Genomic DNA, 13,511 nt, shown 5'->3' with positions numbered 1-13,511 from the left:
GTTTATTTACTATCCCTCAACTTCTCTGTTCTTATTTCGCGTTCTCTACGATGACATCAGCTACACGTTTAGCCGCTAATGGTGATGACATTTCTTTTGCCTTAATCGCCATCGCTAGTAATGTTTCACGATCTGTTTTTTCTAAGAAATCGACTAACACATCTGCATTTAATTCATTTTGCTGAATAATTTTTGCTGCGCCTGCATCGGCAAGATATTTCGCATTTAAATATTGTTGTTGATCTTTATGCTGGAATGGTATAAAAATCGCAGGCGTCCCCACAGCAGCTAATTCGCATACTGTTAGTGCACCAGAGCGACAAATCACCACATCTGCCCAAGCGTAAGCTTCCGCCATATCATCAATAAATTCTGTAATTTTGACCGAATCTGCATGTTCACCATAAAGTGCGGTCACACTTTCAACAGAACCTTTCCCCACTTGATGACGAACCTCTAATTTATCTGCCAAACGAGCAACAACTTGTGGGATAGTCTGATTGAGTACGCGAGCTCCTTGGCTTCCCCCCACGACAAGTACTCTCAATTTTCCACTTCTTTCTGAAAAACGCGCTTGTGGTGATGGCATTTCAAATAAATCTTGGCGAACTGGGTTTCCTACAACTTCGGCATCTTTAAATGCCGTTGGAAAAGCTTGTAATACACGTGTTGCAATTTTAGCCAACCATTCATTGGTTAAGCCTGCTACGGCATTTTGTTCATGTAAAATAACTGGCACGCCACAAAGTTTTGCAGCGATACCTCCAGGGCCTGACACATAACCACCCATGCCTAATACCGCATTAGGTTGATATTCTTGAATAATTTTACGAGCTTGCAATACCGCTCTTAAAATAGCAAAAGGTGCGCCTAGTAATGCTTTAATGCCTTTACCACGCAACCCTGAAATTTGAATAAAACGAATAGGAATGCCATGTTTTGGTACAAGCTGTGCTTCCATGCGATCTTTGGTGCCTAACCAGCAAATTTCCCAACCTTCTTTTTGTAAGGTTTGAGCAACAGCGATGGCGGGGAAAACATGTCCACCAGTACCACCTGCCATAACTAATAATTTTTTACTCATAAATATCCCTAATCATCTCTCAAACGAGCTTGACCACCACGTTGTAATCTATTTTCATGGTCAATACGCAATAAAATCCCTACGGTTGCCGACATAATAATGATACTTGAACCACCGTAACTCACTAACGGGAAAGTTAAACCTTTTGTCGGTAACATCCCTAATGCCATACCGAGATTGACAAACCCTTGGAAGAAAATCCAGAAACTAATACCCAAAGCAAAAAAACCACGGAAACGCTGTTCTAACATGAGTGATTCACGTCCGATTTTCATCGCACGGAAAATCAATAAACCTAAAAGAATGACAACAACAAAAATACCAATAAAACCGAATTCTTCACCAATAATCGCCATGATAAAGTCAGTATGTGCTTCAGGAAGATAATCAAGTTTTTGAATGGAGTTACCCAGTCCTTCCCCACTAATTTCACCACGACCAAACGCCATCAATGAATTCGTTAACTGAAATCCTGTTCCGTAAGGATCTTTAAACGGCTCTAAGAAACCGGTAAACCGTTTTAAACGATAAGAGGCAGAAAGGACTAACCAAATAAAGAGAAGTATGCCTGTACCAATTAGCAAAATAAATTGCCAAAAATTTGCACCAACAATAAAAAGCATACCGAAAGTGATCACAAATAGTACCACTGTACTCCCTAAGTCAGGTTGAGCGAGTAAGAATACGCCTAATACCCCCATCACAATGAAAGGCTTAACCGCACTGAATTTTTTACCTCGAACTTCATCATAACGACGCGTAAAATAGCTCGCGAGGAAACAGGTTAAAGCTAACTTAGCAAATTCCGCAGGCTGGAAATTTAAAATCCCCAAAGAAATCCAACGTTTTGCACCATTAACAGAAGTACCGATACCGAGAACCAGTATTAATAAAACAATGGCTAGTAAGAAAATTTTAGCGTGCCACTTTTCCCATTGAGAAGAAGAAATTTGGAGAGTTAAATAACAAGTCGCTAAAGAAAGTAAGACATAAACGGCATCACGTTTAGCAAAATAGAATGTATCATTAAATACGCGTGCACTGTAAGGCATTGAAGCAGAAGTTACCGCTACTAAACCAATCAGCAATAGCACGACAAAAAGCCAAAACAATGCGCGATCGTAAAGTAATCCTTGCGGTGTCACTCTCGCCCATTGTTCATAATTTTGTTTTATTTTATTGATAAATTCCATTACTACCTTAATTCTTTAAGCTAATTTTGCTAAACGAGTAAACTCTTCGCCACGTTTTTCAAAAGAGGCAAACTGATCCAAACTTGCGCAAGCAGGAGATAATAACACCATATCGCCTGATTTTAAATGTGGACGTAAAAATGAAATGGCTTGTTCCATAGTTTCAAACAAATGGCTTTGACTTGAAAGTGCTGCGAGTTGTTTGCCATCACGACCAAAGCAATAGGTTGAAATATGAGGTTGGTTGATTAAATCAGCGAGTTCAGAAAAATCTGCCCCTTTACCATCACCACCTAATAAAAGATGTAACGTTCCCTCAACATATAACCCTGCCAATGCTGCAACGGTGCTACCTACATTGGTGGCTTTAGAATCATTAATCCAACGAACACCATTCGCTTGATGGGCTAATTGGAAACGATGCTCTAAGCCTTTAAATTGACGAAGTGCGGTACGAATTGCCTCTAAATTTATACCTACTGCTTGCGCTAATGCTGTAGCGGCTAAAATATTCATGTAATTATGACGGCCAACTAAGGTCGCTTCATCACAAGGTAAAATGACTTCCTCTTTCGCCATTAAGTACTGTTTACCGTTTTCGGTTTTTAGCCAGTAATCCGCTTGATTTTCAGCAAAAGACACAACCTTCTTAGCTTGATTTTCACCTTCGCCAAACGTGAGTTTATCTTCTAAATTCACTACCGCTGTTTCTGCATTGTGGTAAATGCGTAATTTGGCTTGGCGATAATCCTCTAAATCCACATAGCGATCCATGTGATCTTCAGTCACATTAAGCACAGTCGCTGCAGCCGCTTTTAAACTATAAGTGGTTTCAAGTTGGAAACTGGAAAGTTCTAATACATAAAGTTCGCAATCTTCATTTAATAATGACAACGCAGGAATGCCAATGTTCCCCCCCATTCCGACTTTTATTCCGGCCGATTTCGCCATTTCATAAACTAATGTTGTCACGGTGCTTTTACCGTTAGAGCCGGTAATCCCGACAATTGGCTTCGTTGCTGCTCGGCAGAATAATTCAATATCTCCAATCACTTCTACGCCTGCCGAAAGTGCGGTCTGAATTTCAGGTGTTTTTACCGCGAGCCCTGGGCTAATGACAATAATATCGCTTTCAAGTAACCATTGTTGATTTAGACTACCTGTGTGTAAAGGAACATTTTTAGGTAATTGATCCGCGCCAGCAGGATGTTCGCGAGTATCAATTACATGAATATTCGCTTGTTGAGATTGAAGATATTCAACGCAAGAAAGGCCTGTTTTTCCGAGGCCTATGATGGTGATAGTTTTATTTTGATATAGATTTGTCATGTTGTTTTTCTTCTCTCGTATTCTGGGATCACGCAGGGTGCAACAAGTGCACCCTACAAAAATTATCTTAGTTTGAGCGTTACAAGCCCCATCAACACCAACATTAAGGAGATAATCCAAAACCGAATAATCACTCTTGGTTCTGGCCAACCTTTTAATTCAAAGTGGTGATGAATTGGTGCCATTCTAAAAATACGTTGTTTTCTTAATTTGTAAGAACCCACTTGCAAAATCACAGACAAGGCTTCAACAACAAATACACCACCCATAATCACTAATAAGAATTCTTGACGAACAAGGATGGCAACAACACCGAGTGCGCCACCAAGTGCTAGAGAACCTACATCGCCCATAAAGACTTGAGCCGGATAAGTGTTAAACCATAAGAATCCTAAGCCAGCCCCTACGATTGCAGTACAGAACACTACGACTTCTGAACTATATTTGATATAAGGAATATGTAAGTATTCTGCAAAATTAACGTTACCAGTCGCCCATGCAATTAAAGCAAATGCACCTGCGACTAACGCTGTTGGCATGATGGCAAGACCATCTAAACCGTCGGTTAAGTTTACCGCATTGCCTGTGCCCACAATCACAAAGTAAGACAACACAATATAGAATAGGCCTAATTGCGGCATGATATCTTTGAAGAATGGAATCACTAAACGGGTTGCATCTGTATCATGACCTAACCAATATAACCAAATGATCGCTACTAATGCGACTACTGACATCCAGAAATATTTCCAACGCGCAATTAAACCATCTGTATTTTTACGCGTGATTTTACGGAAATCATCCACAAAGCCAATTGCACCGTAGCCAAACAACACAAATAAGCAAATCCAAACATAAGGATTCATTAAGTTAGCCCATAATAACGTACTCACACCGATGGAGAATAAAATCATCACACCGCCCATGGTTGGCGTACCTTTTTTCGCAAAGTGACTTTCAGGACCATCATTACGCACTTCTTGGCCAAATTTTAAAATTTGAAGGCGTTTGATCACTTTCGGACCAATCCATAAAGAAATGAAAAGTGCGGTCAATAATGCCAAAATCGCACGTACGGTAATATAGGAAATGGCATTGAATGCCGTTTCATAGCGAACTAAGTATTCAGCAAGCCAAACTAACATAAACTATCCTTTAATGAATAAATCGTCTCTTCCATTTTCATTGAGCGCGAGCCTTTCGCTAATACGACGACTTTTTGGTTTTCTTGTAATTTCTGTTTAATAATATCTAACGCATAAGCTGTCAATTCAGCTTTATCTGTAAAATGTTTTCCCAAAACAGCTTCAGAAATGACCGCACTTTCTGTTCCGTAAGAAAGCACCAAATCTAATTTAGCTTGTTTTGCGTGCTCGCCCACTTGTCGATGACATTTTAGACTATCCTCGCCTAATTCTTTCATATCGCCCACGAGTAGAATACGGAAAGCATCATAACCTTTTAAAACATCAATCGCAGCTTGTAAAGAATCAACATTCGCATTGTAAGTATCATCTAATAAAAGTAGATTTTCGTTCACTTGAATCGGGAATAAGCGTCCTTTTACTTGAGAACGATGTTCAAGACCTGCTTTTACATCAGCAAGACTCGCGCCCACATTCATAGCAAGTGCGGTCGCTGCCAACGCATTTTTTACATTATGCTCACCTAAATAAGGCAAATTAATTTCAATACTACCTTTTGGCGAAACTAACGTAAACATCGAGCCATTAGGTGAATGTTTTACATTTTCAGCTTTGTAATCGCCACCATTAAAATATTGAATAGCATGGGAACCTATTTCTTTTTGCCACAATTCAATATAATCATGTTCACTGTTAATAATGGCTACACCATCTGGGGTTAAACCACGATAGATTTCCCCTTTCGCACGTGCTACACCTTCAATTGAACCAAATCCTTCTAAATGTGCAGCCGCTACATTATTCACTAATGCGGCTTCAGGCTGAGCAAGATGCGTGGTGTAATCAATTTCACCTTGATGATTGGCACCTAATTCAATAACGGCAAATTTATGTTGTTCGGTTAAGCGTAATAACGTTAATGGTACGCCAATATCGTTGTTAAAATTACCATTTGTGAATAACACGGCCTCAGGATTGCCTGCTGTTTGTTGCAGAATGGATGCGGTCATCTCTTTTACTGTAGTTTTACCTGAAGAGCCTGTCATCGCCACAGTACGAGGATTAATTTTTTCACGTAACCATTTTGCTAATTGACCAAGGGCTAAGCGCGTATCTGCAACAACCAATTGTGGCGTTGCTATTTCAGTGTTGGCCTGTTGCACAACTAAAGCTGTCGCACCTTGCTCAACGGCTTTATCCAAGTATTGATGTGCATCAAAATGCTCACCTTTTAATGCAAAGAAAAGTGAGTTGGATACCGCTTTACGCGTATCTGTATTGATATTTTCAACAACGGCCTGCCCATCTCCAATAAGATTAGCGTTTAAAATTTGAGCAAGCTGTTGGGTAGTTAGTTTAATCATTCTATTTTTTATTTTTTCGTTAAATAGGCTTCAGCCACTTCTTGATCGGAGAAATGAAGTGTTTTATCCCCAATGATCTGATAGTTTTCATGGCCTTTACCGGCAATCACAATCACATCATTTTCAACCGCATTCTCAATGGTAAATTTAATGGCTTCTTCGCGATCTGGAATCACTCCAACATCTTCCATACGGCTAAATCCCGTAAGGATATCTGCTTCAATTTTATTTGGGTCTTCTGTGCGTGGATTATCTTGGGTTACGATCACTAAATCTGCAAACTGTTCAGCAGCTTTCGCCATCAGCGGACGCTTGCCTGCATCACGATCTCCGCCACAACCAAAGATACACCAAAGTTTACCTTTGCAGTGTTCACGCGCGGCATTTAATGCCTTTTCTAATGCATCTGGAGTATGGGCATAATCAACGATAACCGTTGGTTTACCTGCTTTTTTAATCAATTCCATTCTTCCATTTACCCCTTTTAGCTGTGAAACAGTACGGATAAGATCGTCGAAAGAATAACCTAAAGCCAATAAAACAGCTGTGGCTAACAGCAGATTACTCACGTTAAAGGCGCCAATTAATGGGCTATGTAATGTGCCATTACCCCAACTTGAAGCAACATCAATCACCGCACCTTCGTGAGTAAAACGAATCTGTGTTGCATAAAGCCATTGTTTAGAAGTTGGTTGAAAATCTGGGCGACAGCTGACTGCAATACCATTTGGTAATTCATTTAACCATGCAACCCCAATTGGATCGTCAGCATTGAGAATTTGTAATTCTGGGGCTAAATCAATGAAAAAGCGTTTTTTAGCTTCCGCATACTTTTCCATTGTCTCGTGATAATCCAAATGATCACGACTTAAATTGGTAAAAATAGCGGCTTTAAATTTAAGGGCTTCAACACGGTGTTGAACTAAACCATGTGAAGACACTTCAATAGAAGCAAAATCTGCACCTTTTTCTACAAAATCAGCTAAATTTTCTTGAACTTCAACGGCTGATCCTGTGGTATTTTTGGCTTCTTTGACTTGACCTAATAAACCATTACCAATGGTGCCCATGACGGCTGCTTTATGGCCGAATAGTGTAGCCCATTGGGCTAATAATTGAGAAACGGTGGTTTTACCGTTTGTTCCAGTTACACCAACTAAAGTCAGTTTTTCGGAAGGATGTTCATAGAATTTACCTGCCAATGCAGAAAGATTGGCAGATAAATGATAATAATGAATCACAGGCACATTATTTTGCCACTGGATGCTTAAATGCTCGTTTTCTAAATCTGTTTCCAAAACGACCGCACTTGCGCCAGAAGAGATGGCTTGAGGAACAAATTGACTCGCATCAAAACGATGCCCTTTTACTGCCACAAACAAATCACCTTGGGTAACCTTGCGGCTGTCTAACACCATCGCCTTCACTTTAATGTCTGAAAGCACCGGAAGATCAAAAAGTGCGGTCAATTTTTTCATTGTTTTGCCTTTTCTTAATTCATTTTTTCAAATTTTTGATCGCTTAAGCGAACGGTACGTCTTGCTGTTTTTTCTGTTGGTTCTGCATCTGGTGCAATACCGTTAGCACGTAAGGTATAACCCATAATGCTCGAGAATACTGGTGCTGATACCGCACCACCATAGTACTGCCCTGCTTTCGGATCATTAATCAAAATAACTAGTGCATAACGTGGATCGCTAATTGGTGCAATACCCGCTGTAAATGCCACATATTTCTTAACATAGTGACCATTTTCAATTTTACGCGCTGTACCGGTTTTCGCGCCTACACGATACCCTTCAACCATCGCTCGTTTATTTTTGATCGCGACTTTTTCTAACATGCCCACTACGTCTTTCGTGATTTTCTCTGAGAATACACGTTGACCAATGACTGGTGGATCAACTTTCGTGATAGAAAGCGGACGATAAATCCCGAAGCTACCTAAAGTTGCATAAGCGCGTGCAATTTGTAATGGTGTTGAAGTGATACCATAACCATAAGCCACAGTAGCACGTTCGATATCTGCCCAACGTTTACGGTTTGCATTTAATACACCACGTTGTTCACCAATTAAGCCTAACTCTGTATCTTTACCTAAGCCCGCATTCTGGTAAGTTTCCATTAATGCAGAAGGTGGCATACGTAACGCAAGACGGCTTACACCACGGTTACTGGAGTTAATCAAAATTTCATCTAAGGTTTGTTGTGGGCGAGGTGCCACGTCCACAATTTCTTTACCACTTACGGTAAATGAACCTGTATTAATTACCTCATCACGTCTGACTGCGCCACGTTGAAGTGCGGTCAATACAACGAAAGGTTTTACGGTTGAACCAGGTTCAAAGGTATCGGTAATCGCACGGTTACGTTTTAACTCGTCTTTTACATTGGATAAGTTATTCGGATTGTAGGAAGGCGCGGTTGCCATTGCTAATACTTCACCCGTACGTACATCCACCAATACCGCAGTACCAGATTCAGCTTTGTTCTCAGTTACCGCTTTTTTGATTTCACGATACACCATGGATTGTAATTTTTCATCAATACTTAAGGTAACATCTTGTGCATCGTATTTTTTCTCATCGGCAATATGTTCAACCACGTTACCACGTTTGTCTTTACGAACAACACGCGCACCGTCTTTACCCACTAACATTGAGTTGAAGCTTGCCTCAACGCCTTCAATCCCTTTACCATCAATGTTAGTAAAGCCGATTAATTGAGCTGCTTCTTCTACACGTGGATAAAAACGACGTGGTTCTGTCTCTAATGAGATACCTTTAATTTTGAGTTCACGGATATAATTTGCCTTGCTCGCTTCCACTTGACGCGCTAAATACAAGAAACCTGATTTTGCATTTTTCTCAATTTTTTTCACCAATTCCGCTGGTGTCATATTTAATTCATTAGCAAGGGCTTTAATGCGTTCTTTATCATCTAATGCATTTTCTTTTAGCATTAAACGTGGTTCAGCCACGATTGCACTCATCGGTACACTCACCGATAACAATTGGCCGTTACGATCTAAAATTGAGCCGCGAACAGAGAGGACATCATCTTTACGTAATGAACGTTTGTCCGCTTCACCAGAAAGGGTTTCAGAATTAACAGATTGCACATAAGCAGCACGAGCCACTAATGCGCCTAAGCCTAAGAAAATAAAACTTGTCGCGATGAGATAACGACCACGAAGGAAGCATTTCTCAAACACCATCTTCGGTTTATTTGGTTTTACTGACGCAGGTTGAGCCAATTTTCTAATTGTTTTCTTTGGCTTTCCTGGTTTCTTAGAAGAATTAAATCTAACCATTTTATTCAAAATCCCTATTCAAAAATAACCACTTCTTGTTCACTTTGAACACGTTGCATTTTTAATGTACCGATTGCAATGGATTCAACTCTTGTATTATCACTTTCGGTTGCTTCTTGTAATTGCAAATTGCGATATTCGTTTTCAAGCGCTTGGTGTTGTAATACCAACTGCCCGTTTTCAGAAATCAAGCCTCGTGTTTGATGGGTCATCCAAATTGTGCCCATTGCAGAGGCTAAAATTAATAAAAGTAGGACGACAATCAATTTATTAGAAGAAAAAATATCTTCAACGAGAATATGTTGTAAAGGATAACGTTCGCTATTTTCTAACATCTTATTTCACCCTTTCCGCAATACGTAATACCGCGCTTCTTGAACGTGGATTCGCTGAAATTTCTGCCTCACTTGGCTGAATTGCTTTACCAATGATTTTTAATTTTTGATTACGTTGGATTTGATCTTCACGTAATGGTAAGCCTCTCGGAATATCCTCACCTTTACTTTGTTTACGCATGAAATGTTTTACCATTCTGTCTTCAAGTGAATGGAAACTGATAATCGATAAACGCCCTTCTGGTGCCAACATATCTAATGCAGAATTTAATACACTTTCTAATTCATCTAATTCCGCATTAATATAAATTCGAATGGCTTGGAAACTACGCGTCGCTGGATGCTTATGTTTATCTTTAAACGGTACGGCTTGAGCAATTAATTCAGCGAGTTGAGAAGTACGACTTAAACATTCTGTGCCATTTTTAACCGCACTTTTATTAAATTCTACGATAGCAGTAGCAATTCGTTTTGCAAAACGCTCTTCACCAAAGGTTTTTAACACCCAAGTTAAATCATCAACAGATACTTGTTTTAGCCACTCTGCCGCAGATAAACCTTGAGTAGTATCCATACGCATATCTAACGGACCATCTTTCATAAAACTGAAACCTCGTTCGGCTTCATCAAGCTGTGGAGATGATACGCCTAAATCCAGCAAAATACCGTCAATTTTACCAACTAAATCGAGTTTTTGACAGATATCTGGGATGTGAGAAAAGCTATTATGTTCAATATGAAAACGAGGGTCTTGAATTTTTTCAGCTTCAGCAATCGCACGTGGATCACGATCAACGGCAATTAAACGACCATGTTCAGAAAGTTGGGAAAGAATTAGACGAGAATGACCACCACGACCAAAGGTACCATCGATATAAATTCCATTTTCTTTCAACGCCAAACCATTCACCGCTTCGTGAAGCAAAACTGTGATATGTTCAGGTGCAGAAAAGGAATTTTGCATAGTCATAAGTAAACGTTAAATCAAAATCGATAAAGAGAAGATAGAGCGGCGCAAGCACCGCTTATCCTGCTAGTGCTGCTGTTCTATAATGACAGCATTTTTAGTTCTTCAGAAGCTCCGAATTCAGCACTTGAGCCAATTTCGATATCTTCATCAATTTGTGCATACCATTCGGTATCACTCCAAATTTCAAATTTATTCAACTGCCCTACCAACATTAAGCCTTTTTCTAATTTTGCGTGTTGACGTAATGGACCACTTAATAAAATACGACCTTGTGCATCCATTTCACATTCAGTGGCATAACCGAGCATAACACGTTGTAAACGGCGTTGATTTGGGTCAAAGTTGGAGAGTGAAAGTAGTTTTTGTTCGATTTTTTCCCACTCATCTAAAGGATAAAGCAATAAACAAGGCTGACGAATATCAACGGTACAAACCATTTGGCCTTGGTTCTTTTCCATGATTTCAGCACGGTAACGTGTAGGAATCGCTACACGCCCCTTCGCATCTAAATTTACCGCTGCTGCACCACGAAACATTTTTCTACCTTTAAACGTTTATTTTTAGAAAAATTAGCAGAATTCTCCACAAAATTCCACTTTTCACCACTTTGTGTAAGTTTATCGGTTGTAACCTTAACTTGCAAGCAATTAAAACGTAAAGATTGGTAAATTTTGGTAATAAAATAAATAAAAAAACCGTTTGAGGTTTTCCTCAAACGGTTTTTCAATTTTTAACTCAATTTGACTAGTTATTTACATAAGCTTCTTCGTCACGTGCACCTAATGGTTTAAGCTGTGTGAAGAATAATACTAAACAAAGAGCTGTTAAACCTAAGCCGATATAAACAGATAATTGATAGTCTAAACCGAAACCAATTTTGTTGTATGCTAGGTAAGTGAAACATACTGTACTGATGAATACCGCAGGAATTGTACATACCCAGTGGAATTTATTATAACGGTATAAGTATGCTGCTGCAGTCCATAACATTACCATCGCTGTGGTTTGGTTTGCCCAAGTGAAGTAACGCCATAAGATTGAGAAGTCGATTTTTGATACGATAAAACCAAGCGTAAATAATGGAACAGCAATTATTAAACGTTTAGCTAAGGTTTTTTGTTCTAAGTTGAAGAATTCTGCAATAACAAGACGTGCCGCACGGAATGCTGTATCGCCTGATGTAATTGGAAGAACAACCACACCTAACACCGCAAAAATACCACCAACGAGACCTAAGAAGTGGATAGAAGAATCATAAACCACTTTAGAAGGAGAACCTGCTTTAATTGCAGCTAATAAGTCTGGTAAAGAATCATAGAAACTTAAACCAACCGCACACCATACTAATGCAATCACACCTTCACCGATCATCGCACCGTAGAAAATGAAACGAGCTTCTTTTTCGTTTTCAGTACAACGAGCCATTAATGGGCTTTGTGTTGCGTGGAAACCAGATAATGCACCACAAGAGATTGTTAAGAACAAGAGTGGCCATAATGGTAAATCTGCACGGGTTTCAAAGTTTTGGAAGAATTTCTCAAAAGACATACCGTCCACTGAACGATAGAAAGAAATTGGATCCGCTGAGCTAAGATCTGCACTGACTAAACCATATACCATACCTACTGACATAAAGAGCAATAATGCGCCGAAGAACGGATAGATACGACCGATGATTTTATCAACTGGAAGTAATGTCGCAAGAATATAGTAAATGAAGATGATAGCAGTCCAAACACTGATAACAGTCGCTTTGTCCATACCCCAAACGGTGATACCGCCCGCTTCAGCTGCTTGATGGATTTCTTCCGCATTGCTAATAGAAATGCTACTTGTAGCAGCACCGAATACGTCCATCGTAATTGTACCCATTAATTGAGCAGGACTTGCAACGAATACCACACCCACTAATAATAAAAGCACAACAGCTAATACGTTAATGAATGCTTTAACTGGACGACCTAAGTATTTACCTGCAAGGTTTGGCATAGATGCCCCGCCATTACGCACACTTAACATTCCGCAGAAATAATCGTGTACTGCACCAGCAAAGATACAACCAACTACGATCCAAAGCATAGCAACTGGTCCGTATAACGCACCAAGAATCGGACCAAAGATTGGACCTGTACCAGCAATGTTTAATAATTGAATTAACCAAATCTTGGTTTTAGACATTGGCATATAGTCAACGCCATCATTCATTGTATAAGCTGGCGTTTGACGATTTGGATTGATCACAAAAATGCGCTCAATTACACGACTATAAAAGAAATAACCTGCAAGCAATAACGCCACGCAGAAGAAAAACCACAACATAAAAATACTCCTCAGGAATAAATGAATACCGAAATTTAGTCATATACTAGACTTCGTCGGCGGTATTCTAAGTGAAAATCATCAAAATCAAAATTTTAATTTTTATATTGTTTCAATTTTGTGATCCATGTCACGTTTATCATTACGTTTTTTTCACTTACAATATGTTTATAAATTAAAATAATTAAAAAAGGATCATCAATGGCTCTCACCCGCTGCCCAGAATGTCGTAAAAAAATCAGCGAATCTGCCCAATTTTGTCCAAATTGTGGGTTTTCTTTTAAAGAAGAAGATCTTGAAATTTACAAACAAAAACTCGAAGAACGACGCCAACATAATGCCGAAATTAATCGAAAAAGTACTAAACTTCACCTTATTTGGTTCGCTATTTTCACTATCGTTATTTTGCTCGCAAGTTGGCTGACAGGAGAATAAAAAGTGCGGTCAAAAAATAATGAA

At 39.4% G+C, this 13,511-nt stretch carries 12 protein-coding genes; 1 reads left to right on the top strand and 11 read right to left on the bottom strand.

What is annotated here, in order from left to right:
• Nucleotides 1-31: 31 nt before the first annotated feature.
• The 11 genes from murG to INQ00_RS05625 form a co-directional block, all read right to left on the bottom strand.
• Nucleotides 32-1,084, bottom strand: coding sequence for an undecaprenyldiphospho-muramoylpentapeptide beta-N-acetylglucosaminyltransferase (gene murG / locus INQ00_RS05675; RefSeq protein ID WP_197546461.1), 1,053 nt, complete (start codon nt 1,082-1,084; stop codon nt 32-34).
• Nucleotides 1,085-1,092: 8 nt separating this feature from the next.
• Nucleotides 1,093-2,277, bottom strand: coding sequence for a putative lipid II flippase FtsW (gene ftsW, locus INQ00_RS05670; protein ID WP_177989554.1), 1,185 nt, complete (start codon nt 2,275-2,277; stop codon nt 1,093-1,095).
• 15 nt (nt 2,278-2,292) lie between these two features.
• Entirely contained in the window at nt 2,293-3,606 is a 1,314-nt protein-coding gene (gene murD, locus INQ00_RS05665) for a UDP-N-acetylmuramoyl-L-alanine--D-glutamate ligase (protein ID WP_197546460.1), read from the bottom strand.
• 62 nt (nt 3,607-3,668) lie between these two features.
• Complete coding sequence (mraY, locus tag INQ00_RS05660; RefSeq protein ID WP_049364429.1) at nt 3,669-4,751, bottom strand: phospho-N-acetylmuramoyl-pentapeptide-transferase; 1,083 nt, start codon at nt 4,749-4,751, stop codon at nt 3,669-3,671.
• Nucleotides 4,745-6,115 carry a UDP-N-acetylmuramoyl-tripeptide--D-alanyl-D-alanine ligase gene (murF, locus tag INQ00_RS05655; RefSeq protein ID WP_197546459.1) on the bottom strand — a complete coding sequence of 457 codons (1,371 nt, stop codon included), beginning with the start codon at nt 6,113-6,115 and terminating at the stop codon, nt 4,745-4,747. Before murF ends, mraY begins: the two co-directional genes overlap by 7 nt.
• Nucleotides 6,116-6,123: 8 nt before the next feature.
• Nucleotides 6,124-7,593: a UDP-N-acetylmuramoyl-L-alanyl-D-glutamate--2,6-diaminopimelate ligase gene (murE, locus tag INQ00_RS05650; protein ID WP_197546458.1), complete on the bottom strand. Its 1,470-nt coding sequence runs from the start codon at nt 7,591-7,593 to the stop codon at nt 6,124-6,126.
• Nucleotides 7,594-7,607: 14 nt separating this feature from the next.
• Nucleotides 7,608-9,428, bottom strand: coding sequence for a penicillin-binding transpeptidase domain-containing protein (locus INQ00_RS05645; protein WP_197546457.1), 1,821 nt, complete (start codon nt 9,426-9,428; stop codon nt 7,608-7,610).
• 14 nt (nt 9,429-9,442) lie between these two features.
• Nucleotides 9,443-9,763 carry a cell division protein FtsL gene (gene ftsL, locus INQ00_RS05640; RefSeq protein ID WP_005696538.1) on the bottom strand — a complete coding sequence of 107 codons (321 nt, stop codon included), beginning with the start codon at nt 9,761-9,763 and terminating at the stop codon, nt 9,443-9,445.
• A 1-nt stretch (nt 9,764) separates the two neighbouring features.
• Nucleotides 9,765-10,733 carry a 16S rRNA (cytosine(1402)-N(4))-methyltransferase RsmH gene (gene rsmH / locus INQ00_RS05635; RefSeq protein WP_197546456.1) on the bottom strand — a complete coding sequence of 323 codons (969 nt, stop codon included), beginning with the start codon at nt 10,731-10,733 and terminating at the stop codon, nt 9,765-9,767.
• Nucleotides 10,734-10,810: 77 nt separating this feature from the next.
• The gene (gene mraZ / locus INQ00_RS05630) at nt 10,811-11,269 is read right to left on the bottom strand and encodes a division/cell wall cluster transcriptional repressor MraZ (RefSeq protein ID WP_005696540.1); all 459 of its coding nucleotides are present in this window, start codon (nt 11,267-11,269) and stop codon (nt 10,811-10,813) included.
• A 208-nt stretch (nt 11,270-11,477) separates the two neighbouring features.
• Complete coding sequence (locus tag INQ00_RS05625) at nt 11,478-13,052, bottom strand: carbon starvation CstA family protein (RefSeq protein ID WP_197546455.1); 1,575 nt, start codon at nt 13,050-13,052, stop codon at nt 11,478-11,480.
• A 201-nt stretch (nt 13,053-13,253) separates the two neighbouring features.
• Between INQ00_RS05625 and INQ00_RS05620 the strand changes: the two genes are divergently transcribed.
• Complete coding sequence (locus INQ00_RS05620) at nt 13,254-13,487, top strand: zinc ribbon domain-containing protein (protein ID WP_014065022.1); 234 nt, start codon at nt 13,254-13,256, stop codon at nt 13,485-13,487.
• Nucleotides 13,488-13,511 lie beyond the last annotated feature (24 nt).

It is taken from the genome of Haemophilus parainfluenzae (assembly GCF_014931275.1).
GTDB lineage: Bacteria > Pseudomonadota > Gammaproteobacteria > Enterobacterales > Pasteurellaceae > Haemophilus_D.
Note: the sequence above shows the minus strand (reverse complement) of the source record. Positions and strands in the feature narration are given on the sequence as shown.

Excerpts from the sequence above, each read along its gene's own strand:
- INQ00_RS05620 (WP_014065022.1), top strand. The coding sequence starts at position 13,254 with ATGGCTCTCACCCGCTGCCCAGAATGTCGTAAAAAAATCAGCGAATCT.
- ftsW (WP_177989554.1), bottom strand. The coding sequence starts at position 2,277 with ATGGAATTTATCAATAAAATAAAACAAAATTATGAACAATGGGCGAGA.
- mraZ (WP_005696540.1), bottom strand. The coding sequence starts at position 11,269 with ATGTTTCGTGGTGCAGCAGCGGTAAATTTAGATGCGAAGGGGCGTGTA.
- ftsL (WP_005696538.1), bottom strand. The coding sequence starts at position 9,763 with ATGTTAGAAAATAGCGAACGTTATCCTTTACAACATATTCTCGTTGAA.
- murE (WP_197546458.1), bottom strand. The coding sequence starts at position 7,593 with ATGAAAAAATTGACCGCACTTTTTGATCTTCCGGTGCTTTCAGACATT.
- murD (WP_197546460.1), bottom strand. The coding sequence starts at position 3,606 with ATGACAAATCTATATCAAAATAAAACTATCACCATCATAGGCCTCGGA.
- murF (WP_197546459.1), bottom strand. The coding sequence starts at position 6,115 with ATGATTAAACTAACTACCCAACAGCTTGCTCAAATTTTAAACGCTAAT.
- rsmH (WP_197546456.1), bottom strand. The coding sequence starts at position 10,733 with ATGACTATGCAAAATTCCTTTTCTGCACCTGAACATATCACAGTTTTG.
- mraY (WP_049364429.1), bottom strand. The coding sequence starts at position 4,751 with ATGTTAGTTTGGCTTGCTGAATACTTAGTTCGCTATGAAACGGCATTC.
- murG (WP_197546461.1), bottom strand. The coding sequence starts at position 1,084 with ATGAGTAAAAAATTATTAGTTATGGCAGGTGGTACTGGTGGACATGTT.
- INQ00_RS05625 (WP_197546455.1), bottom strand. The coding sequence starts at position 13,052 with ATGTTGTGGTTTTTCTTCTGCGTGGCGTTATTGCTTGCAGGTTATTTC.
- INQ00_RS05645 (WP_197546457.1), bottom strand. The coding sequence starts at position 9,428 with ATGGTTAGATTTAATTCTTCTAAGAAACCAGGAAAGCCAAAGAAAACA.